General features: G+C 71.1%; 21 protein-coding genes and 1 tRNA gene. 8 read left to right on the top strand and 14 right to left on the bottom strand.

Features of this window, described 5'->3' with window-relative positions:
• The first annotated feature begins 40 nt into the window (after positions 1-40).
• The 4 genes from LEL83_RS13050 to LEL83_RS13035 all read left to right on the top strand — a co-directional run bounded on the left by LEL83_RS13050 (position 41) and on the right by LEL83_RS13035 (position 2,919).
• On the top strand, positions 41-955 hold the full coding sequence (locus tag LEL83_RS13050) for a fumarylacetoacetate hydrolase family protein (protein WP_225559134.1): 915 nt from the start codon (positions 41-43) through the stop codon (positions 953-955).
• Positions 955-1,770 carry an SDR family NAD(P)-dependent oxidoreductase gene (locus LEL83_RS13045; RefSeq protein WP_225559133.1) on the top strand — a complete coding sequence of 272 codons (816 nt, stop codon included), beginning with the start codon at positions 955-957 and terminating at the stop codon, positions 1,768-1,770. The genes LEL83_RS13050 and LEL83_RS13045 overlap by 1 nt, the downstream gene beginning before the upstream one ends.
• A 100-nt stretch (positions 1,771-1,870) precedes the next feature.
• Positions 1,871-2,548 carry a FadR/GntR family transcriptional regulator gene (locus tag LEL83_RS13040; protein ID WP_198656818.1) on the top strand — a complete coding sequence of 226 codons (678 nt, stop codon included), beginning with the start codon at positions 1,871-1,873 and terminating at the stop codon, positions 2,546-2,548.
• 95 nt (positions 2,549-2,643) lie between these two features.
• Complete coding sequence (locus LEL83_RS13035; RefSeq protein ID WP_056071734.1) at positions 2,644-2,919, top strand: GlsB/YeaQ/YmgE family stress response membrane protein; 276 nt, start codon at positions 2,644-2,646, stop codon at positions 2,917-2,919.
• A 92-nt stretch (positions 2,920-3,011) separates the two neighbouring features.
• Here LEL83_RS13035 and LEL83_RS13030 read toward each other — a convergent pair whose 3' ends face one another.
• From LEL83_RS13030 to LEL83_RS13000, 7 genes are all read right to left on the bottom strand, one after another.
• Positions 3,012-3,974: an aldo/keto reductase gene (locus tag LEL83_RS13030; RefSeq protein WP_225559132.1), complete on the bottom strand. Its 963-nt coding sequence runs from the start codon at positions 3,972-3,974 to the stop codon at positions 3,012-3,014.
• A complete protein-coding gene (locus LEL83_RS13025) occupies positions 3,971-4,291 on the bottom strand; it encodes an L-rhamnose mutarotase (RefSeq protein ID WP_225559131.1) in 321 nt (106 codons plus the stop codon). The genes LEL83_RS13030 and LEL83_RS13025 overlap by 4 nt, the downstream gene beginning before the upstream one ends.
• The gene (locus tag LEL83_RS13020; RefSeq protein WP_225559130.1) at positions 4,291-5,616 is read right to left on the bottom strand and encodes an alpha-L-fucosidase; all 1,326 of its coding nucleotides are present in this window, start codon (positions 5,614-5,616) and stop codon (positions 4,291-4,293) included. Before LEL83_RS13020 ends, LEL83_RS13025 begins: the two co-directional genes overlap by 1 nt.
• A gap of 121 nt (positions 5,617-5,737) precedes the next feature.
• Positions 5,738-6,640, bottom strand: a complete 903-nt coding sequence (locus tag LEL83_RS13015) for a carbohydrate ABC transporter permease (RefSeq protein ID WP_225559129.1) — start codon at positions 6,638-6,640, stop codon at positions 5,738-5,740.
• Positions 6,633-7,601, bottom strand: a complete 969-nt coding sequence (locus LEL83_RS13010; protein ID WP_198656824.1) for a carbohydrate ABC transporter permease — start codon at positions 7,599-7,601, stop codon at positions 6,633-6,635. The genes LEL83_RS13015 and LEL83_RS13010 overlap by 8 nt, the downstream gene beginning before the upstream one ends.
• Positions 7,602-7,692: 91 nt before the next feature.
• The gene (locus LEL83_RS13005) at positions 7,693-8,928 is read right to left on the bottom strand and encodes an ABC transporter substrate-binding protein (RefSeq protein ID WP_225559128.1); all 1,236 of its coding nucleotides are present in this window, start codon (positions 8,926-8,928) and stop codon (positions 7,693-7,695) included.
• A 69-nt stretch (positions 8,929-8,997) separates the two neighbouring features.
• A complete protein-coding gene (locus LEL83_RS13000) occupies positions 8,998-10,335 on the bottom strand; it encodes an enolase C-terminal domain-like protein (RefSeq protein ID WP_225559127.1) in 1,338 nt (445 codons plus the stop codon).
• 193 nt (positions 10,336-10,528) lie between these two features.
• On the opposite strand from LEL83_RS13000, the gene LEL83_RS12995 reads away from it, so the two are divergent.
• Positions 10,529-10,984 carry a hypothetical protein gene (locus tag LEL83_RS12995; protein ID WP_225559126.1) on the top strand — a complete coding sequence of 152 codons (456 nt, stop codon included), beginning with the start codon at positions 10,529-10,531 and terminating at the stop codon, positions 10,982-10,984.
• A 33-nt stretch (positions 10,985-11,017) separates the two neighbouring features.
• On the opposite strand, the gene LEL83_RS12990 is transcribed toward LEL83_RS12995, so the two are convergent.
• Both LEL83_RS12990 and nadE read right to left on the bottom strand, forming a co-directional pair.
• Positions 11,018-12,463 (bottom strand): SPFH domain-containing protein, encoded by a 1,446-nt coding sequence (locus LEL83_RS12990; protein ID WP_198656828.1) that lies wholly within the window; start codon positions 12,461-12,463, stop codon positions 11,018-11,020.
• A 118-nt stretch (positions 12,464-12,581) separates the two neighbouring features.
• Positions 12,582-13,409: an NAD(+) synthase gene (gene nadE / locus LEL83_RS12985; protein ID WP_225559125.1), complete on the bottom strand. Its 828-nt coding sequence runs from the start codon at positions 13,407-13,409 to the stop codon at positions 12,582-12,584.
• A gap of 106 nt (positions 13,410-13,515) precedes the next feature.
• Here nadE and LEL83_RS12980 point away from each other — a divergent pair, with 106 nt between their 5' ends.
• Together LEL83_RS12980 and LEL83_RS12975 are read left to right on the top strand one after the other, a co-directional pair.
• Entirely contained in the window at positions 13,516-13,953 is a 438-nt protein-coding gene (locus tag LEL83_RS12980) for a MarR family winged helix-turn-helix transcriptional regulator (protein WP_198656830.1), read from the top strand.
• 265 nt (positions 13,954-14,218) lie between these two features.
• The gene (locus tag LEL83_RS12975; protein ID WP_225559124.1) at positions 14,219-15,661 is read left to right on the top strand and encodes an MATE family efflux transporter; all 1,443 of its coding nucleotides are present in this window, start codon (positions 14,219-14,221) and stop codon (positions 15,659-15,661) included.
• Between the two features lie 98 nt (positions 15,662-15,759).
• On the opposite strand, the gene LEL83_RS12970 is transcribed toward LEL83_RS12975, so the two are convergent.
• From LEL83_RS12970 to argG, 3 genes are all read right to left on the bottom strand, one after another.
• Positions 15,760-16,350, bottom strand: a complete 591-nt coding sequence (locus LEL83_RS12970) for a copper resistance CopC family protein (RefSeq protein ID WP_225559123.1) — start codon at positions 16,348-16,350, stop codon at positions 15,760-15,762.
• 41 nt (positions 16,351-16,391) lie between these two features.
• Positions 16,392-16,559, bottom strand: a complete 168-nt coding sequence (locus LEL83_RS12965; protein WP_198656833.1) for a hypothetical protein — start codon at positions 16,557-16,559, stop codon at positions 16,392-16,394.
• A 266-nt stretch (positions 16,560-16,825) separates the two neighbouring features.
• A complete protein-coding gene (argG, locus tag LEL83_RS12960) occupies positions 16,826-18,268 on the bottom strand; it encodes an argininosuccinate synthase (RefSeq protein ID WP_198656834.1) in 1,443 nt (480 codons plus the stop codon).
• 225 nt (positions 18,269-18,493) lie between these two features.
• Between argG and LEL83_RS12955 the strand changes: the two genes are divergently transcribed.
• Positions 18,494-18,778, top strand: a complete 285-nt coding sequence (locus LEL83_RS12955; RefSeq protein WP_198656835.1) for a hypothetical protein — start codon at positions 18,494-18,496, stop codon at positions 18,776-18,778.
• Positions 18,779-18,889: 111 nt separating this feature from the next.
• Here LEL83_RS12955 and LEL83_RS12950 read toward each other — a convergent pair.
• Positions 18,890-18,964, bottom strand: a tRNA-Arg gene (locus tag LEL83_RS12950).
• 162 nt (positions 18,965-19,126) lie between these two features.
• The gene (locus tag LEL83_RS12945; RefSeq protein ID WP_198656836.1) at positions 19,127-19,621 is read right to left on the bottom strand and encodes an HNH endonuclease; all 495 of its coding nucleotides are present in this window, start codon (positions 19,619-19,621) and stop codon (positions 19,127-19,129) included.
• Positions 19,622-19,773 lie beyond the last annotated feature (152 nt).

The raw sequence follows: 19,773 nt of genomic DNA, 5'->3' as shown, positions 1-19,773 counted from the left end.
TGTCTGCGGCTGCAGTGGTGCGGCCGGAGAGCGAGGAACGATGAAGTTCGCACGACTCGGCCCGGTGGGCAGCGAGGTCCCCGTTGCCATCGACACCGACGGCGCGGTCCTCGACCTGCGGGGGCTCACGACCGACATCACGGGCGCGTTCCTGGCGTCCGAACCGGGGCCGGCGGCGCTCGTCCGGCAGGCCCGCGAGGCCGGCGACCTGCCCGTGCTCGACGGTGCCGAGGGACACGATGCCGAGCGACACGGCGACGAGGGACTCGGCGACGAGGGACACCGCGCCGGCCGACTCCGACGCGGCGCACCCGTCGCCCGCCCCGGCAAGGTCGTCTGCATCGGCCTGAACTACCGCGACCACGCGGCCGAGACCGGTGCCGAGATCCCCACCGAACCGATCGTCTTCATGAAGGACCCGATGACGGTGATCGGCCCCGACGACCAGGTGCTGATCCCCCGCGGCAGCACCAAGACCGACTGGGAGATCGAGCTGGCCGTGGTCATCGGCCGCACCGCCCGGTACTGCGCGACCGACGAGGACGCAGCAGCCTGCATCGCCGGGTACGCCATCGCCAACGACGTGTCCGAGCGCGCCTTCCAGCTCGAACGCGGCGAGCAGTGGGACAAGGGGAAGTCCTGCGAGACCTTCAATCCGCTCGGCCCGTGGCTGGTCACCCCGGACGAGGTCGACCCCGCCGCCATCCCGCTCCTCCTGACCGTCAACGGCGAGCGCCGGCAGGACGGCACCACCGCCGACATGGTCTTCCGGCCGGCCGAGATCGTCCGGTACCTGTCGCAGTTCATGGTGCTGTACCCGGGCGACGTCATCAGCACCGGCACCCCGGCGGGCGTCGCCCTCGCCGGGCACGCCCCCTACCTGCGACCGGGCGACGTGGTCGAGCTCACCGCCGACGGCCTCGGATCACAGCGCCAGACCGTCGGAGCTGCCTGATGACCGGAGCAGCCGACGCGGACCGTACGCCCGGCGCAGCGGACCCGACGGACGCCCCCACCGCACGCGCCGCCAGCCACACCGGCGTCCGCGCCATCGTCACCGGCGGCGCGTCGGGCATCGGAGCGGCGGTCGTCGCCGCCCTCCAGCAGCGCGGCGCCACGGTCGCCGCCCTCGACCTGCAGCCCGCGACCACCGCCGGGGTCGTCTCCGTCACGTGCGACGTGGGCGACGACGCCTCGGTGCGCGCGGCCGTCGCGACCGCCGTCGACCGGCTCGGCGGCCTCGACGTGCTGGTCAACAACGCCGGCATCGGCGCGCAGGGCACCGTCGAGGACAACCCCGACGACGAGTGGCGCCGCGTGTACGAGGTCAACGTGCTCGGCACCGTCCGGGTGTCCCGTGCGGCGCTCCCCCACCTGCGTTCCTCCGGCAACGCGAGCATCGTCAACACGTGCTCGATCGCCGCCACGGCCGGGCTCCCGCAGCGCGCGCTCTACTCCGCCACCAAGGGCGCGATCGCGGCCCTGACCCGCGCGATGGCCGCGGACCACCTGCGCGAGGGCGTCCGCGTCAACGCCGTCAACCCCGGTACCGCCGACACACCCTGGGTGGCACGACTGCTGTCGTCCGCCGACGACCCCGACGCCGAACGCGCAGCGCTCGAGGCGCGACAGCCGCACGGCCGCCTGGTGCAGGCCGACGAGGTCGCCGAGGCGGTCGCGTACCTGACGAGTCCGCTCGCCCGGTCGACGACGGGTGTCGACCTGGCGGTCGACGGCGGGATGCAGGCGCTCCGGCTGCGGCCGGCCTGATGGTCGCGCACCGGCTCCGCCGCTCCGGTCCGGAGGCGCGACACCGGTATCGTCGGCACGTCCGGTCGCGCACGCGGCCGGCTCCCCAGGAGGTGGTGACGTGGCGTCGTTGACCGACGATGCGATCGCACGCATCCAGCAGATGATCGTGAGCGGCGAGCTCCAACCCGGGCAGCGCCTCCCACCCGAGAAGGAACTGAGCGAGTCGCTCGGTCTGTCGCGGAACAGCCTGCGCGAGGCGGTGAAGGCCCTCGAACTCATCCGCGTGCTCGACGTCCGACGCGGCGACGGCACCTACGTGACCTCGCTGGAGCCCGCGGTCCTGCTCGAAGCGGTCTCGTTCGTCGTCGACATGCACCACGACCGGTCGCTCGTCGACCTGCTCGAGGTCCGCCGCATCCTCGAACCGGCGTCCGCCGTGCTCGCGACCGCACGGGCCTCCGAGCAGCAGATCGACGAGCTCGCCACCCTGATGCAGTCCGTCGGCGAGGACACCGGCGTCGAGGACCTGGTCGCCCACGACCTGCTGTTCCACTCCACGATCGCGGGCATCGGCGGGAACCAGTACCTGTCCGGGCTGCTCGACGCCCTGTCGAGCAAGACCGTGCGGGTGCGGGTGTGGCGTGGCCTCACGCAGAACGGCTCGGTGCAGCGCACGCTCGACGAGCACGCCGCCATCGTCGAGGCGATCCGGCGTCGGGATCCGCAGCTCGTGCAGTCCCTCGTGGTGGCCCACGTCGAGGGTGTGGAGCGCTGGCTGCGGCGCTCGCTCGACTGAACCTGGCAACACGCTGAGGGGCACCGGGCAAGATCGGTGGTCGGCCCTGACTCCGGCAACCATGCCGCGGCAACCGCACCCACGAGGAGGACACCGTGCTCGGTCTCATCATCAGCTTGATCATCATCGGACTCATCGCCGGCGCCCTCGCCCGGCTCATCATCCCCGGCAAGCAGAACATCGGCATCCTCATGACGATCGTCCTGGGCATCGTCGGCTCGTTCGTCGGCGGGTTCCTCGGCTACCTGATCTTCAACCACGACGGCAACGACGGGTTCTTCCAGCCCGCCGGCATCATCGGCTCGATCATCGGTGCCGTCATCGTGCTGTTCATCTACACGCGCGTCGCCGGCCGCGGCTCGCGCCGCTAGGCACCACCGCTGCCGGTCCGACCGGCGCACCACCGGGGTCACCCCGGACCATGCAGCCGCGTGGTCCGGGGTGACCTTCGTCGTGGGCGGGGTCAGCCGGCGAGCAGGTCCGCCGCGCGCAGGTCGTCCCACAGGGCGTCCGGCACCTCGGCGGCGGCCCGCGCGACGTTCGATCGCACCTGCTCCGCCGACTGGGCACCGAGCGCGATCGCGGCGACCGCCGGGGCCCGGCGCGGGAAGGCCAGCGCGGCCTCGGGCAGGGTGACCCCGTGCCGCTCGCAGACGTCCGCGACGGCGTTCGCCCGGGCGACGAGCGCCGCCGGTGCCGTGGCGTAGTCGTAGGTCGCGCCCGCTGCGGGCCGCTCCTGGCCGAGCAGCCCCGAGTTGTAGACCCCGACGGCCACGACCGCGACGCCGAGCGACGCGCACCGGTCGACGAGCGCCGCAGCCGGCTGCTCGAGCAGCGTGTACCGGCCGGCGAGCATGACCACGTCGCAGAGCCCGGTCTCGACGGCTGCCGACAGCGCCTCGACCGAGTTCGACCCGACCCCGACCGCCCGCACGACGCCCTCGTCCCGCAGCTCGGCGAGTGTCGGCAGCGCCTGGGTCAACCCGTCCGTCAGCGAGTAGACGTCCGGGTCGTGCAGGTAGGCGACGTCGACGTGGTCGAACCCGAGGCGGCCGAGCGACTCGTCGAGCGAGCGCCGCACGCCCGACGGTGACGGGTCCCACTGCCGCACGGTGTCGTCCGGCACCGCGAACCCGCCGGAGGCCAGGTCGTCGCCGTCGCCACGACCGGGCACGAGCAGCCGTCCGACCTTGGTCGACACCAGGAACGACTCCCGCGGGCGCCCGGCGAGCGCCGCCCCGAGCCGCCGCTCGGACAGCCCGAGGCCGTAGTGCGGCGCCGTGTCGAAGCCACGCACACCGGCGTCCCACGCCGCGTCCACCGTGGCCCGGGCGTCGTCGTCGGACACCGGCCGGAGCAGGTTGCCGATCCCGGCGCCGCCCAGCCAGAACGGTCCGCGGTCGAGCTCCTGGGCGAGGGTCGTCATGCCTGTCCTTCCAGGGTCCAGACGAGCGGGATCCCGTCGTCGTCGCCCGAGTAGTCGTCGTCCGCCTCGAGCAGGGGGTTGATCACCGCCTGCCAGTCCGCGTTGACCGGGTCGTCCGCCAGTGCGCGGCGCATCGCACGGTAGTCCTCGACCTCGATCAGGTGCACCAGGTCCTGCCCGTCGCGCCAGATGCTCCAGTTGGCCACCCCGGCGGACCGCAACCGGTCGGCCAGCGCCGGCGGGATGGCCGCGTGCGCCTGCTCGTAGTCGGACTCCCGTCCGGCACGCAGCCGGGTCCGCGAGAGGATCCGCTGCATCAGTCGCGCAGGAACAGCTCGACGACCGGCACGGCGACGTCGGGCCGCACGATCGGCAGCGTCAGGGTCAGCGTGCCGGCCGGCTGCCCGCCGAGCCCGGTGTTCTGCGCCCGGGTGCCCGGCGGGATCTCGCGGAAGTGGATCTCCGACGCGTCGTTGAGCAGCTGGGCGTAGGCGACGCGGCCGGCCAGGTCGGGCAGGTGCACGTGCTCGAACGGCCACGCGAACAGGTGCAGGTACAGCCGGTCGCCCCGCTGCGTGTACACGGTGTTCCGCGGCGCCACGAACTGCGACGGTCCGGCGCCGTACACGGAGCGGGCATGCTGGTGCATCCACGTGCCGATGCCGTCGAGCGTCTGCCGCGACACCCCGTCGAACTCGCCGCGGCCCGTCGGCCCGATGTTGAGCAGCATGTTCCCGTTGTTCGAGACGCCGTCGACGAGCATCCGGACGAGCATGTCGACCGGCTTCAGGTTCACGTTGTCGCGGTCGTAGCCCCACGAGCCGTTCAGCGTCTGGCATGCCTCCCACGGCACGGGCGCCCCGTCGACCTCCATGGGCTTGTCCGGCTGGTACTGCTCGGGGGTGACCAGGTCGCCGGGGATGTCCAGGCGGTCGTTGACGATGATCCCGGGCTGCAGGCGCTTCGTCAGTGCGAGCAGTTCCTCGGATCCCCAGTCGTCGCGGCCCTTGCCGCCCCAGATGTCCTCGTGGTCGTTGTCCCGGTACGAGAAGTCGTAGAACAGGTAGTCGATCTGCCCGTAGTCGGTGAGCAGTTCCTCGACCTGGCCGTGCAGGTACTCGCGGTACCGGGCCATGTCCCGGCCCTCGTTGAACGCCGCGATCGCCTGCTCACCGTCGTCACGGCGCGGGTGCACGCCGTCGACGGTGAAGTCCGGGTGGTGCCAGTCGATGAGCGAGTGGTAGAAACCGACCCGCAGCCCCTCGGCGCGGACGGCGTCGACGAACTCGCGCACGATGTCGCGACCGAAGCGGGTGTTCGTGGACTTGTAGTCGGTGAGCGCGCTGTCCCACAGGCAGAAGCCCTCGTGGTGCTTGGTGGTGAGGACGACGTACTTCATCCCCGCCTGCCGTGCGCGTCGGGCCCAGTCGGCGGCGTCGAACAGGTCCGGGTCGAAGTGGTCGAAGTACCTCTGGTAGTCCTCGTCGGTGATCCGCTCGCGGTTCTTCACCCACTCGTGCCGGGCCGGCAGGGCGTACAGGCCCCAGTGGATGAACATGCCGAACCGGTCGTGGGTGAACCAGGCGGGCAGGCCGCTCGCCTCGGTCGCGGTCTGCGGCTCTGCAGGTGCGGTGATGGTCATGGGGCGGGTTTCCTTTCGTACGGGAGGAACGGTGCGGGTGTCCGGGGCGGCCTCCGACCCGGCGTGGTCGCGACCAGGGCGCGGTGTGGCCTGGTCGGCGCCGGTCGCGGGTCGGCGCCGGTCAGCGGCCGCCGAGGCCGCTGGTGACGATGCCCTTGACGAGGTGCTTCTGCAGCAGGACGAGCAGGACGACGGTCGGCAGCATCGAGATCACCGACGCGGCCATCACCAGGTTCCACTCGGACCCCTGCTGGCCGAAGAACTGCTGCAGGCCGAGCGGGATCGTGCCCCGGGCCTCGACGTCGTTGACGATGACCAGGGGCCAGAGGAACGAGTTCCAGTAGGAGATGAACGAGAAGACCGCCAGGACGGCCATCGTCGGCCGGGCGAGCGGCAGCATCACCGAGAAGAACGTGCGGATCGCGCCGGCGCCGTCCACCCGGGCCGCGTCGTCGAGCTCCTGCGGCACGGTCAGGAAGAACTGCCGCACCAGGAACGCGCCGAGCGCGGTGAACGCCCACGGGATGATGAGCGCCTGGAACGTGTCGACCCACCCGAAGCCCTGCATCATGACGTACATCGGGATGACCAGGACGTCCTGCGGGATCATCAGCGTCGCCAGGAACAGGATGAACACCATGTTCCGGCCCCGCCACCGCAGCCGTGAGAACGCGTACCCGGAGAGCACGGCGACCGCGACGTTGATCGCGGTGCCGGCCGCGGCGACGATGATCCCGTTGAGGATGAAGCGGGCGAACGGCAGGTACGTGAACGCCTGGGCGTAGTTGCCCCACTCGATCGACGACCCCCACAGCGTCGGCGGCGTCGTGAACACGTCGGCCGAGGGCTTCAGGCTCGTCGCCACCATGTAGACGAGCGGCGAGACGAACAGCAGTGCCACCAGGCAGAGCAGGACGTAGCCGATCGCGTGCCGGACGCGTCCGGTGCGCCGGTGCGGTGCGCCCGAGGTGCGGGGCAGTGCCCGCGGGTTGATCGTCCGGTTGGACGAGGTCAGCTCAGTCATAGTGCACCCACCGCTTCTGTCCGAGGAACTGGATGGCCGTGATGCCGAGGATGATCACGAACAGCACCCACGCGCCGGCCGACGCCAGTCCGAGCTGCTGCGTCTGGAAGCCGGTGTTGTAGATGTACTGCACGAGCGTCTCGGTCGCGGTGCCGGGCCCGCCCTTCGTCAGGACGAACGGTTGGACGAACACCTGGAACGACGTGATGAGCGTCATCATCGTGGCGAAGAAGATCGACGGCGAGATGAGCGGGAACTTGATCCGCCAGAACATCTGCCAGGCGTTCGCACCGTCGAGCTGCGCGGCCTCGAGCTGGTTCTCGGGCACCGAGTCGAGCGCGGCCGAGAAGATCAGCATGTTGTAGCCGAAGCCCTGCCAGACGCTCATCGCGACGACGGCGAGCATCGCCCAGTCGTCGTCGGCCAGGAAGTTCGGAGCGTTCACGCCGACCGTCGACTGCAGGGTCGCGTCGATCGCGCCCCCGGGCTGGTAGAGCATCCGCCAGACGACGACGTTCGCGACGATCGGCGTGATGGTCGGGATGAAGAACAGCACCCGGAACACGTGCCGGTGCCGGATCTTCGGCGTGAGCCAGGCGGCGAGCCCGAGCGACACGACCAGGTTGAGCGGCACGTAGAGCACGACGAACAGCACGGTGTTCAGCGTCACGGTGCGGAAGATCGGGTCGGAGAACAGCTGCGCGTAGTTCGACAGGCCGGCCCACGAACGCTCGCCGAGCATCGGCCAGTTCATGAAGCTCACGACGAGCGACGCGAGGATCGGGAACGCCGTGAAGACCACGAGTCCGATCGAGTGCGGGGCGGCGAACGCGGCGCCCCACCAGGAGCGGCGGCCGAGCTCGGCGTCGGTGCCGCCGCCCTTCCGGCGCGGCGCCGCGGCAGCGGCGACCGCGGGTGCGGCCACCGGGGCCTGGGCGGGTGGGTCCTGGATGGTGGTCATTGCGACGACCTCCTCGTCGTTCGCGCGGTCCTGGTCAGGAGATGGGTCGAGCGGGAGGCGCGGGGCGGGGCCGACCCGCGCCTCCCGGGCGTCACTGCGAACCGAGCTGGCTCGCGATGGACGACATGGTCTCCTTGCCCGAGGTCTGGCCGTTCACGGCCTGCAGGGCGTACTGCGCGAAGAGCTGGTTGAGCTGGTCGCTCTGCTTGTTGCCGGGCAGCGGGGTGGCGTCGTCCAGGGCGGTCTGCAGGGCGTCCTCCACCCCGTCGATGCCCGCGTTGTCGTACCAGGCCTGCTGCGCCGCGGTCCGTGCCGGGAAGGCACGGCCCTGCTCGGCGAGCGAGGTGAGCGTGGCCTCGTTCGTCATCGTGCTGATGGCCGCGAAGGCCTGCTCCGGGAACTCGCACTGCTTCGAGATGCCGAAGCCCGACCCGGCCGCGTACGAGCTCGGTCCGTCGGTGCCGGACGGCATCGTCGTGATGCCGAGGTCGAACTGCACCTTGGCCTTCTGGCTGATGATCGACCACGGCCCGTCGCTGTACATCGCGACGTCGCCGGACACGAACGCGTTGTCGTCGGCCGACGGGTCGGTGCTCGCCTGCGTGGCGTAGCCGTCCTCGACCAGACCGCCGATCCAGTCGAGCCCCTCGGCGAAGTCGGCGTTCTCCGCGTCGAGTCCGCCGTCCTCGTCGATGACCCGGCCGCCGTTGTACCCGAGGATCATCGACTCGAGCGGGATGTCCTCGACGCTCGTGCCCCAGATCGGGGTGCCCGCGGCCTTGAGTTCCTCGGCGGCGGCCTCGAAGTCGTCGACCGTCCAGCCGGGCTTCGGTTCGGCGACGCCGGCCTTCTCGAACAGGTCCTTGTTGTAGAACATGAGCATGGGGCCGGTGTCGTAGGGCAGCCCGTAGAGCTCGCCGTCGACCCGCATGCCGTCGAGTCCGGTCTGGTCGTACTCGCTCAGGTCGAGACCGGCCTTCTCCACCATGTCGTCGATCGGCACCAGCACGTCGGTGTAGTTCGCGGTGCGGAGCGACTGGATGCTCACGATGCACGGGGCGGTCCCCGTCGAGAGCTGGGTGCGGAGCTTCGTCCAGTAGTCGTTGAACGGTGAGCCCTGGATGGTGACGTCGACGTCGTCGTCCGTCTGCACGGTGTCGGCGACCTCCTGCCAGGCGGCCTTGTCCTCCTTGCCGGCGATCCACATCGCCCAGGTCAGGGAGTCTTCGGACTGGCTGTCGCCGGCACTGGTGCCAGCGGAACAGCCGGTGAGCACGAGCGCCGCAGCTGCTGCTGCCGCGAACCCGGCGGTGAATCGTCGTTGCATCGGTGTCTCCACTTCGTCGTGGTGATCGGGATCGGGTGGGGTGTCGTACTGGTTCGGGGGACGAGCGGGTCAGGCGACGCGGACCGCGTCGGGGACCGTCTCGGTGTCGGCGGCGGTCCAGACCGGGCCGCCGGGGAACGCGTGCGCGTCGAGGGAGCCGGCGAGCATCTCGGTGCCGGCGCCGGGGGCGGTGGGCGGCCAGTACCGGCCGTCGTGCACGTCGACCGGTGTCACGAAGTGCTCGTGCAGGTGGTCGACGAACTCGATGCTGCGGGTGTCGAGGTCACCGGTGAGCGCGACCGCGTCGAACATCGACAGGTGCTGGACCGCCTCGCACAGGCCGACGCCGCCGGCGTGCGGACAGACCCGGACACCGTGCTTGGCGGCGAGGAGCAGGATCGCCAGGTTCTCGTTGACCCCGGCGACCCGGGTGGCGTCGATCTGCAGCACCGACGTCGCACCGGCCTGGATGAGCTGCTTCGCGATGACGCGGTTCGCCATGTGCTCCCCCGTCGCGACGGGGATCGGGGCGATGCGCCGGGCGATCTCGGCGTGGGCGAGGATGTCGTCGGGGCTCGTCGGTTCCTCGACCCACGCGATGTCGAAGGGGCGGAGCCGGTCCACCCACGCGACCGCCTCGTCCACGTCCCACCGCTGGTTGGCGTCGATCGCGATCCGGATGTCGGGGCCCACCGTGGTGCGTGCGATGCCCATCCGGCGGACGTCCTCGTCGACGTCGCCACCGACCTTGAGCTTGATCTGCGCGAAGCCCTCGTCGACCGCCTCGCGGCAGAGCCGGGCGAGCTTGTCGTCGTCGTAGCCGAGCCACCCCGGGGTCGTCGTGTAGGCGCGGTAGCCCTCCCGCTCCAGGCGCTCGCGGCGTGCGGCCCGCAGGGGTTCGGCGGCGCGGAACAGCTCGAGCGCCTCGGCGGGGGTGATCGCGTCGGTCAGGTACCGGAAGTCCACCAGGTCGACGAGTTCCTCGGGGTCCAGGTCGGCGAGCAGCGCCCAGAGCGGCTGTCCCGCCCGCTTCGCGCGGAGGTCCCACAGGGCGTTCACCACGGCGCCGATCGCCATGTGCATGACGCCCTTCTCGGGCCCGAGCCACCGGAGCTGCGAGTCGTGCACCATCGCGCGCCAGGTCCCGCCCATGTCCGCCAGGACCGCCTCGGCGTCGGCCCCGACCACGTGTCCGCGGAGGGCGGCGATCGCGGCCTCCTGCACCTCGTTGCCGCGGCCGATGGTGAAGACGAAGCCGGTGCCGACCAGGCCGTCCAGGGCGTCGGTGGTGATCTCGACGTAGGCGGCGGAGTAGTCGGGTGCGGGGTTCATGGCGTCGGATCCGTCGTGCTCCCGCGAGGTCGGGAACCGGATGTCGCGCACGTGCAGACCGGTGATGCGGCTCATTCGTGTCTCCTGCCGTCCGGTCTCCGTCGACCGAACGAGGCAATCAAAACATCCGATGTCTCGGCCGTCAAGAGCGATCTGTGTCCTTTTCTGGTGACGCTACCGCTCAATCCGTCCGATGAATGTGGTCGCGGTCGAGCAGGTACCCCGTCCGTCCAGCGCGCGTGCCACAACGGGGCGTACGGTCCCCCGCATGGCAGATGAGCACCGCACGGAGCGTCCCGAAGACGACGCAGCACGGCTCGGTCTCATCGTCGTCGGCGAGGCAGCAGCGCTGCACTCCGGTGACGAGGCAGCACTGGACGCGAGCGAACAGAACATCCGGGACACCATCGACGAGCTGGTCGACGAGCCCCTGACCCCGCGTCAGGAGGAGGTCGTCGAACGTCTCGCCGCGGCCGGGGGCACCCTGACCGCTGGCCTCAGTGGCGCGCTCGCCGCACAGAGCGGGCGACCCGTGGACGACGTCCTCGAGGGTGCGGCGCGCAGCGTGGTCTGGCAGCAGCGCCTGGCGAACGAACGTGACGACGCCGACGCCGACGCAGCGCACCGCGAGGACGCTACGCAGCGCGAGGACGGCCCCCAGCGCGAGGACGCCGGCGGTCAGCAGCGCGATCGCCGCGACGAGAACGGGCGCGCCGAGGGCTGACCCCCGCCGCGCCCGCCAGGACCGGCGGACCGCCTACTCGGTCGCGTCCGCCTGCTCGCGCACGACCGCGCGGGCGGCAGCCTGCCCGGTCGTGGTGCTCTTCACGATGTCGCTCAGCGTGAAGCCCGCGGTGGTGCCGAGCAGCGCGTCGACCTCGCTGAACTGACTGACGACACTCTTCGACAGCGCGCCCGCACCGTCGGACGACACGACCGTGAGCTTGTCGATGTTGCCCATCGGGGCCGCGAGCTCGCGGGCGATGCTCGGCAGCGTCTCGATGGCCTTGACCCGCAGGACGGCCTCGGAGTGCTGGGCCAGGGCGTCCGCCTGGGCCTTCGTGGCGTCGGCCTCGGCCTGCCCCTTCGCGCGGATCGCGTCGGCCGCGGCCTGCCCCTCGGCCCGTGAGGCGTCGGCGGCGAGCTTGCGGGCCTCGGACTCGGCCTGGGCCTCGGCGGCGATCGCCTCGGCGGAGATCCGCCGGGCTTCGGCCTGGGCGCGGGCGGTCTCGACCTGCGCTGCGGCGGCAGCCTCGGCCTCGACGCGGGTCTTGCGCGCCTGCGCCTCGGCCACGGCGGAGACCTCGGACTCCAGTTCGGCACGACGCAGTTCCGCACGCTTCTGCGCGGTCAGCTGCTCCTGCTCGACGACGCCCTGGGCGGCGCGAGCCTGGGCCAGCGGGCCGGCGGCGGCCGCCTCGGCGGAAGCGCGGTCGGCGTCGAGCTGCAGGGCCGCACGACGGATGGCCAGGGTGTTCTCGGCCTCGGCGATCGCCTGGTCGGCGGTCGCACGGGCCTCGCGGGCTTCACGGTCGGCCTGCGCTTCGGCGTTCTCGGCCTCGAGCCGCACCCGCGCACGCTCGGCACGGCCGAGGTCGCTGATGTACTCGTTGCGGTCCGAGATGCCCTTGATCTCGAACGAGTCGACGTCGAGACCCTGGCTGTGCAGCGCGTCCTGCGCGACGGTGAGCACGGCGACGGTCAGCTGGTCGCGGTTCCGGATGATCGTCGACACGTCGGTCGCACCGATCGAGGCACGGAGAGAACCGGACAGGACCTCGCGCGCGAAGTCGTCGATCTTCTTCTCCTGCCCGAGGAAGCGCTGCGCGGCGGCGCGGATCGAGGAGTCGGCCTCGCCGACCTTGACGAGCGCCACCGCCTCGACGTCGATCGTCACGCCCCGGGAGTCCTGCGCGTTCACGTTGATGTCGATCGCGCGCGAGCTCAGCGACAGCTTCGCGACCTTCTCGAAGAACGGGCGCACGAGCACACCCGCCCCGAGCACGACCTTGATGCCGGACTCGACGGTCTCGGTGCCGTCCGCGTTCTTCACCTTGCGCGAGCGCTTGCCCGTGATGATGAGGGCTTCGTCGGCGCCGGCGTTGCGGTACACGACCTTGGCGTAGATGAGCGCCACCACGGCGAGGACGATGATCCCCACGATGATCAGCGGGACGGCTCCGAGCGCGAACAGGACTTCCATGACTCCCCCTTGCGGACCAGGCGTCGGCCTGGATTCCGTATCTGTCGTACTGTCGCTCCCATCCTAGGAGAGCGCTCGGACAGACAGGAGGCCGGGGTCGCGTCACGCGCTCACGCGCTCACGCGCCGGCGCGCCACCAGTCGTCGGAGGGCGTCGCCGGCACCCGGCGCTTGTGCTCGGTCGCGCGGTACCGCGCCTCGATGGCCTCGGCGACCTCGACCGGCACGTCGTGTCCCTGCAGGTAGGCGTCGATCTCGGCGTAGGTGAGCCCGAGGTTCGCCTCGTCGGTCTGGCCGGGCAGCTCGTCGAGCAGGTCGGCGGTCGGCGCCTTCTCGTACAGTCGGGCGGGCGCCCCGAGGTGCTCGAGCAGCTGGCGCCCCTGGCTCTTGGTGAGGCCGGTGAGCGGGGTGAGGTCGACGCCGCCGTCGCCGTACTTGGTGAAGAAGCCGGTGACCGCCTCGGCCGCGTGGTCGGTCCCCACGACGAGCAGGCCGCGCTGACCGGCCACGGCGTACTGCGCGACCATGCGCATGCGCGCCTTGACGTTGCCCTTGACGAAGTCGCTCAGCTCGACGCCCGACGCGGCGGTGTCCTGCACGACGCCGTCGACACCGTGCTCGATGTTCACGGTGATGCCGGGGTCGGCGGCGATGAACTGCAGGGCGAGCTGCGCGTCGTCCTCGTCGGCCTGCACCCGGTACGGCATGCGCACGGTGGTGAACTCGGCCGGATACCCCTCGGCGCGGAGCGACTCGACGGCGAGCTGCGTCAGCCGGCCGGCGAGGGTGGAGTCCTGGCCGCCGCTGATGGCGAGCACGTACCCCTTCGCGCCGGTCGTGCGCAGGTAGTCGCGGAGGAACCCGACACGACGGGCGACCTCCTGCTCCGGGTCGATGGTCGGCTGGACGTCGAGGTCCGCTGCGATGGCGGCTTGGAGTTCACGCACGATCCCAGTATCGCGCCGATCGGGCTCCCCTGACCGGAACCGGCCTGAACGGTCTCCTGCGGACCCATCGTTGACAGTTTGATCTCTAACAGTTAGCGTTCTGATCATGCAGGCACCGGATCTCACCACCCCGCTCGAACTCATGCGGTGGATCGGCTGGGCACAGCGCAAGGCGGCCGACGAGTGGGTCCGGTCGCGCGACCTCACCCGCGAGCAGTCGTTCGTGCTCGGGTACCTGCAGCAGAACCCCGGCGCGATCCAACGGGACATCGCCGAGGTCACCCGGACCAGCGCAGCCAGCGTCTCGAGTCTCCTGCAGGGACTCGAGCGGCGTGGCCTGGTCGAACGACGGACGGACGCCGCGAACGGTCGGACGAAGACGGTGCACGCCACCCCGGCGGGCATCGACCTCATCGCCGGCTTCACCGACGCGATGGTCGCCCTCGACGACTCCCTGCTCGCGCCGCTCGACGCGGACGAGCGCGCCACCCTGCGGCGCCTGCTGCAGAAGGTGACCGCGGAACTCGCCCCGCCGAGCCGCTAGGCACGACGACCGCACCACCCGCTCGACGCCCCCGCCTCACCCGCCAGCACCTCCCGCTCGACGCACCCGCACCACCCGCTCGACGCTCCACGCGCCCGTCGGCCCGATCCGCCGGCGCGCCCGCACGAGACGGCAGCCGCCGACCGTGCCGCCCGCGACCCGCCCCGTCCGCCGCGCTCCCGCGTGGCCCCGCCGGTCGCGCGCTCCACCCTGCCGTGCCGGCGTCCGTCGGCGCGCCCACCGCCATGCCCGGAAGGGAACCGCCATGAGCACCACCAACGCCTCCACCCCCTCGACCGCCGCGGCGACGAACCGCTGGTACCTGTCCGCCGCCCCCATCGCCAGGGCGCTCGTGCACCTGTGCGTGCCGATGGCCGCCGCGATGGTCGTCAGCGCCCTGTACAACGTGATCAACGCGGGCTTCATCGGCGCGCAGCACGACACCTCCCTGCTCGCCGCCATCACCTTCGGCACGCCCCTGCTCGGTCTGGTCATGGCGGTCGGCGGCGTGTTCGGCGTGGGCGGCAGCGCCCTGATGTCCCGGTTGCTCGGGGCCTCCGAACACGACCCCGACGCGGCACGGCAGATCAAGCACGTCGCCTCGTTCGCGCTCTGGGGAGCCGTCGTCACCGGCGCCGTGCTCGGGGCCGTCGGGTTCGTGCTGCTGCGACCGCTCGTCGCCGTCCTCGGGGCGGACACCGCCGCGGTCCCCGCCACCAGCGAGTACGTCGCCGTGATGCTCGCGTTCGTCCCCGTGCTCGCCGCGTCCTTCGCCCTCGAACAGATCGTGCGCTCCGAGGGGGCCGCCCGCCAGGCGATGATCGGCCTCGTCCTGTCCACGGTCGGCAACCTGGTGTTCGACGTCCTGTTCATCCTGGTGCTGCGCTGGGGCGTCGGCGGCGCCGCCCTGGCCGTGGGACTGGCGAACGTCGTCTCGATCGCCTACTGGGTGACGTGGCTGCAGCGGCACAGCGAGAACGTCAGCTTCGCGCCGAGGTGGTTCACCCTGCGCCGGGACGTGCTCGGACCCGTGTTCGGCATCGGTGTCGGTGAGCTGCTGCAGTCCGCGTTCCTCATCGTCACGACGCTCGTGCTCAACAACCTCGCCGCCGCCTACGGTGACGACCCGCTCGCCGCGATGGGCGTCGCGGTCCGCATCGCCCAGGTGCCCGAGTTCCTCGTGATGGGCGTGACCATCGGAGCGCTGCCCCTGCTGGCGTACGCGTTCGGCGCGGGGGACGCAGCCCGGCTCCGGTCGGCGCTGCGGGCGGCGGCCGTCACCGTCGGAGCGATCGTGCTCCTGTTCTCCGGCACCGTGTTCGTCCTCCGTGAGCAGGTCTTCACGATCTTCTCCGGCGACCACGCGGTCCTCGCGATCGGACTGACGATCCTGACGGCACAGCTCGTGGCCACCGTGGTGAACGGCTTCACGGGTCTGCTCACCTCGCTGTTCCAGGCGACCGGGATGGTACTGCCCGCCATGGTGCTGTCACTGGCGCAGGGGGTGCTGTTCGTCCCGATCGTCATCGTCGGCAACGTGTGGTTCGGTCTCGCCGGGATCATCTGGGCGCTCACCGTCACCGAGGTCGTGGTCTTCGTCGCGGCCGTCACGCTCTGGCTGGCGACGCGCGGCAGGATCGCCCGCGGCCTCGCAGAGGGCAGCGAGGCCCGCGCCGACGCGGCACTCGAAGCCACCCCCGCGGGGTGACCCCGGCCGCCTGGACGACCAGCGCTCCGTGAGCAGGAATGGTCGGGTCCGCCTGGGCGACCCGACCATTCCTGCTCACGAAGTGGGCTGTGCCGGGGTCACGCGCTGCGGGTGCGGCGGACCAGGAGCACGACGACGGCGCCGGCCGCCAGGACGGCACCCAGCCCGAGGGCCAGCCCCACGGCCGGGGCGATGCCCGACGACGACGGTGCCCCGTCGGATGCTCCGGTGGCCGTCGCCGTGGCGCTCGGTGTGGGAGCGGCGCTCGGCGTCGGCGTGACCGTCGCGCTCGGGGCCGGGGCGGCAGCAGCGGGTCGGTAGTCGAACGCGAGCGTGCCCTCGATCGGGTGGCCGTCCGGCGACACGTACCGCCAGAGCACCGAGTAGGCCCCGCGCTCCAGGTCGACCGCACGGCTCATGGTCGTGCCCGACACCGTCACGGCACCGGAGGCGACGTCGGTGCCGTCCGCGTCCGTCACCTCGATCCGCAGACCGGCGTCGAGCCCGGCGAGCGGCGCCTCGGAGAAGGTCAGGTCGACGCTGTCGAGCGGTTCGGTGAGGACCGCTCCGTCGGTGGGGCTGCTGCTCGTCAACGTCGAGTGGGCTGAGGCCGGCTGGACCCCGACGGACGTCAGCAGACCAGCCGCCACGATCGCCAGTGCCGCCGCGGTGGTCCGGGCTGTACGCATGGACAGAACCTACACGCGCCCCGGCATCGGCTGTCGGCGGGTCAGATCTGCTCGCCGAGGAAGTCGGCGTAGGACGGCTCGTACCGGGTGTCGCCCGCGCTGACGAGCTGCTGGTCGGAGCCCTCGAGGCGTTCGGCCACGAGCGCGGCGAGGTCTTCGGGTGAACGGAGTCCGTGGCGGTGCCAGTCGTTCGGCATTCTGGGGGTCATCGTGACCACCCCTTCATCGAGATGATGCGCATCTCGGTTCCGACCGGGTCGGCCCGCTGTGCCAGACCCCACAGGACGTGGGGAGCATCGTGACGACGGGACCGTGATCATCGACCCGGTGCTGCAACGCTATGGGCTGCGCTGCGCCGCGTCGAACGCAGTGCGCTTCTCGGCCGACCGGCCGACGACGGACGGGAGGCACGGTGCCAGCTGGCACCGTGCCTCCCGTCCGCAGGTGGTCGCGCCCAGGGCGCGCGCCCGTCCGCTCAGTCGGTGCCGGAGTCGAAGGCTGCGCCCTCGGACGCCAGGTCGGTCCGGCGGCCGAGCGCGTCCTCGGCGTCCGACGCGACGATCGCGCCGCCCAGGATCTCCTCGGCCTCGCCCGCCTCGAGCTGTCCGACGAGCTCGCCCGTCGCACCGCCGATGAGACCGGCCGCGTGGTACTGCTCGAGCCGCGAGCGGGAGTCGGCGATGTCGAGGTTCCGCATCGTGAGCTGCCCGATGCGGTCGTCGGGGCCGAACGCGGCGTCGCCGACGCGCTCCATCGACAGCTTGTCCGGGTGGTACGACAGTGCCGGGCCGGTGGTGTCGAGGATCGTGTAGTCGTCCCCGCGGCGCAGACGCAGCGTGACCTCGCCCGTGACGGCGGAGGCGACCCAGCGCTGCAGCGACTCGCGGAGCATGAGCGACTGCGGGTCGAGCCAGCGGCCCTCGTACATCAGGCGCCCGAGCCGGCGGCCCTCGTTGTGGTACGACGCCACCGTGTCCTCGTTGTGGATCGCGTTGAGCAGGCGCTCGTACGCGATGTGCAGCAGGGCCATGCCCGGTGCCTCGTAGATGCCGCGGCTCTTCGCCTCGATGATGCGGTTCTCGATCTGGTCGGACGCACCCAGGCCGTGGCGGCCGCCGATGGCGTTCGCCTCGTAGACCAGCGCGACGGCGTCGGTGTACTCGACGCCGTTGATCGCGACCGGACGGCCGGCCTCGAAGCGGACGCTCACGACCTCCGTCGCGACCTCGACGTCGTCACGCCAGGCGGCGACGCCCATGATCGGCTCGACGATGTCCAGGCCGCTCGACAGCTCTTCGAGACTCTTCGCCTCGTGCGTCGCGCCCCAGATGTTCGCGTCGGTCGAGTAGGCCTTCTCGGTGGAGTCGCGGTACGGGAACCCACGGGCGACGAGCCACTCGCTCATCTCCTTGCGGCCGCCGAGCTCCTCGACGAACTCCGCGTCGAGCCACGGCTTGTACACGCGCAGCCGCGGGTTCGCCATCAGGCCGTAGCGGTAGAACCGCTCGATGTCGTTGCCCTTGTAGGTGGAGCCGTCGCCCCAGATGTCGACGCCGTCCTCCTTCATGGCGCGCACGAGCATCGTGCCCGTGACCGCGCGGCCGAGCGGCGTCGTGTTGAAGTAGGTCTTGCCGCCGGAGCGGATGTGGAACGCACCGGTCTGCAGAGCGACCAGGCCCTCTTCCACCAGGGCGCTCTTCGCGTCGACCAAGCGGGCGATCTCGGCCCCGTACTCGTGTGCGCGGCTCGGGACGGCGTCGATGTCCGGCTCGTCGTACTGACCGATGTCGGCCGTGTACGTGCAGGGGATCGCCCCCTTCTCGCGCATCCAGGCAACGGCGCAGGAGGTGTCGAGACCCCCTGAGAACGCGATGCCGACTCGTTCGCCGACGGGGAGACTGCTCAGGACCTTGGACACGGGTCAATCGTACGGGGCCAGCGGGCCGCACTACCGTCCGGGTCGACGGTTGTGGAGAACCGGCGCTGACCGCCGCCCCGCCCTCTTCCGTTCTCGCACGCCGCGCCTATATACGCGGTTCCGCGGCGCGTCTAGCCCCGAACCGCAACTTAGCAATTCCTAAACGAATCCTGAGCGCATGCTTACGGCGCAGGCACTCGTCTGCACCAACAGGAAGAAGTCCACGTGACGAACGCACCGCACACCGCTCGAACCGTCGAGACCCGTCGCACCGTCTGGTCCGAGACGAAGTCGGCCCTCAAGACGACCGAGTTCTACGCCTGGCTCGTCGTGTCCATCGCGATCCTCATCGCCGCAGCCGTGACCGACGACGGCGAGGACGGCCAGCGCTTCGGTGCGGACCACGCCTGGATGTACGTCGCCATCGTGACCGCGGCCTACGTCATCAGCCGTGGCATCGCCAAGGCAGGCACCCGCCACGACGACCACCAGGACGACGACCGCTCGTAGTCCGGGCCCCATCGAGCCGCCACTGCCTCACAGGGCAGGGCGGCTTCTTGCTGTCCGCCCGCACCCGCTCGGCGACGGCTCCGCCGCCGAGGCGCGCGGGTCACATCATCTTGGTGCCCCTGGAGGGACTCGAACCCCCAACCGTTTCCTTAGGACGGAACTGCTCTTCCATTGAGCTACAGAGGCTGGCCCGTCCACTCTAGCGGCGCACGATCGCACCAGCGCGACCCCGCGACGGACGGGAGGCCCGGGAAGACGCCGCCAGGGGCCTCCCGTCCGCCACCGGGTGAGCAGAAGACGACGGGTCGCCATCCGCGACCCGTCGTCTTCTGCGCACTGGGTGCGCCGCTACGCGGCCACGAGGTACTCGTCCCACTCGGCCTGCGGGCGCTCGATGCCGCGCACGACCCACGAGGCGCCGTGCGGGACCTTCGGGCGGAACCGGAGTCGCCACCCCATCTCCTGCGGGGTGCGGTCGCCCTTCGTGTTGTTGCACGCGAGGCAGCAGGCCACGAGGTTCTCCCACGAGTCCTGCCCGCCCCGCGACCGCGGCTGCACGTGGTCGATCGTGGTCGCGTGGCGGTCGCAGTACGCACAGTGGTTGCCGTCCCGCCGCAGGACGCCGCGGCGCGACACCGGCACGAGCCTCGAGTGCGGGATCCTGACGTAGCGGGTCAGGATGATGACGGACGGACGGTCGTAGGTCGACGTCGAACCGGTGACCGGGTGGTCGAGGTCGGCGGCGATGATGGCGGCCTTCTGGTTCATGACCAGCACGAGGGCCCGACGGTCCGAGATCACCGCGAGGGGCTCGTAACCGGCGTTGAGGACGAGAGTGCGCATGGGTTCCCTTTCCGTCGTGCCTGGACGGCTTCCAGGCGCTGCGGGTGCGTCGGCCGGCGACGACGAACGGGTGACCACGACCTGCGCACACCCCTGGAACCACGAAGAGCACCACCCGGATGGGCAGTGCTCTCGTCATGCAGGGGCGTGCT

This window comes from Curtobacterium oceanosedimentum (genome assembly GCF_020297365.1).
Classification (GTDB): domain Bacteria; phylum Actinomycetota; class Actinomycetes; order Actinomycetales; family Microbacteriaceae; genus Curtobacterium.
Note: the sequence above shows the minus strand (reverse complement) of the source record. Positions and strands in the feature narration are given on the sequence as shown.

What these genes read in the sequence shown, in the direction of transcription:
- LEL83_RS13050 (WP_225559134.1), top strand. Translation starts at nt 41, where the DNA reads ATGAAGTTCGCACGACTCGGCCCGGTGGGCAGCGAGGTCCCCGTTGCC.
- LEL83_RS13045 (WP_225559133.1), top strand. Translation starts at nt 955, where the DNA reads ATGACCGGAGCAGCCGACGCGGACCGTACGCCCGGCGCAGCGGACCCG.
- LEL83_RS13030 (WP_225559132.1), bottom strand. Translation starts at nt 3,974, where the DNA reads ATGACGACCCTCGCCCAGGAGCTCGACCGCGGACCGTTCTGGCTGGGC.
- LEL83_RS13025 (WP_225559131.1), bottom strand. Translation starts at nt 4,291, where the DNA reads ATGCAGCGGATCCTCTCGCGGACCCGGCTGCGTGCCGGACGGGAGTCC.
- LEL83_RS13020 (WP_225559130.1), bottom strand. Translation starts at nt 5,616, where the DNA reads ATGACCATCACCGCACCTGCAGAGCCGCAGACCGCGACCGAGGCGAGC.
- LEL83_RS13015 (WP_225559129.1), bottom strand. Translation starts at nt 6,640, where the DNA reads ATGACTGAGCTGACCTCGTCCAACCGGACGATCAACCCGCGGGCACTG.
- LEL83_RS13010 (WP_198656824.1), bottom strand. Translation starts at nt 7,601, where the DNA reads ATGACCACCATCCAGGACCCACCCGCCCAGGCCCCGGTGGCCGCACCC.
- LEL83_RS13005 (WP_225559128.1), bottom strand. Translation starts at nt 8,928, where the DNA reads ATGCAACGACGATTCACCGCCGGGTTCGCGGCAGCAGCAGCTGCGGCG.
- LEL83_RS13000 (WP_225559127.1), bottom strand. Translation starts at nt 10,335, where the DNA reads ATGAGCCGCATCACCGGTCTGCACGTGCGCGACATCCGGTTCCCGACC.
- LEL83_RS12995 (WP_225559126.1), top strand. Translation starts at nt 10,529, where the DNA reads ATGGCAGATGAGCACCGCACGGAGCGTCCCGAAGACGACGCAGCACGG.
- LEL83_RS12990 (WP_198656828.1), bottom strand. Translation starts at nt 12,463, where the DNA reads ATGGAAGTCCTGTTCGCGCTCGGAGCCGTCCCGCTGATCATCGTGGGG.
- LEL83_RS12980 (WP_198656830.1), top strand. Translation starts at nt 13,516, where the DNA reads ATGCAGGCACCGGATCTCACCACCCCGCTCGAACTCATGCGGTGGATC.
- LEL83_RS12975 (WP_225559124.1), top strand. Translation starts at nt 14,219, where the DNA reads ATGAGCACCACCAACGCCTCCACCCCCTCGACCGCCGCGGCGACGAAC.
- LEL83_RS12970 (WP_225559123.1), bottom strand. Translation starts at nt 16,350, where the DNA reads ATGCGTACAGCCCGGACCACCGCGGCGGCACTGGCGATCGTGGCGGCT.
- LEL83_RS12965 (WP_198656833.1), bottom strand. Translation starts at nt 16,559, where the DNA reads ATGACCCCCAGAATGCCGAACGACTGGCACCGCCACGGACTCCGTTCA.
- LEL83_RS12945 (WP_198656836.1), bottom strand. Translation starts at nt 19,621, where the DNA reads ATGCGCACTCTCGTCCTCAACGCCGGTTACGAGCCCCTCGCGGTGATC.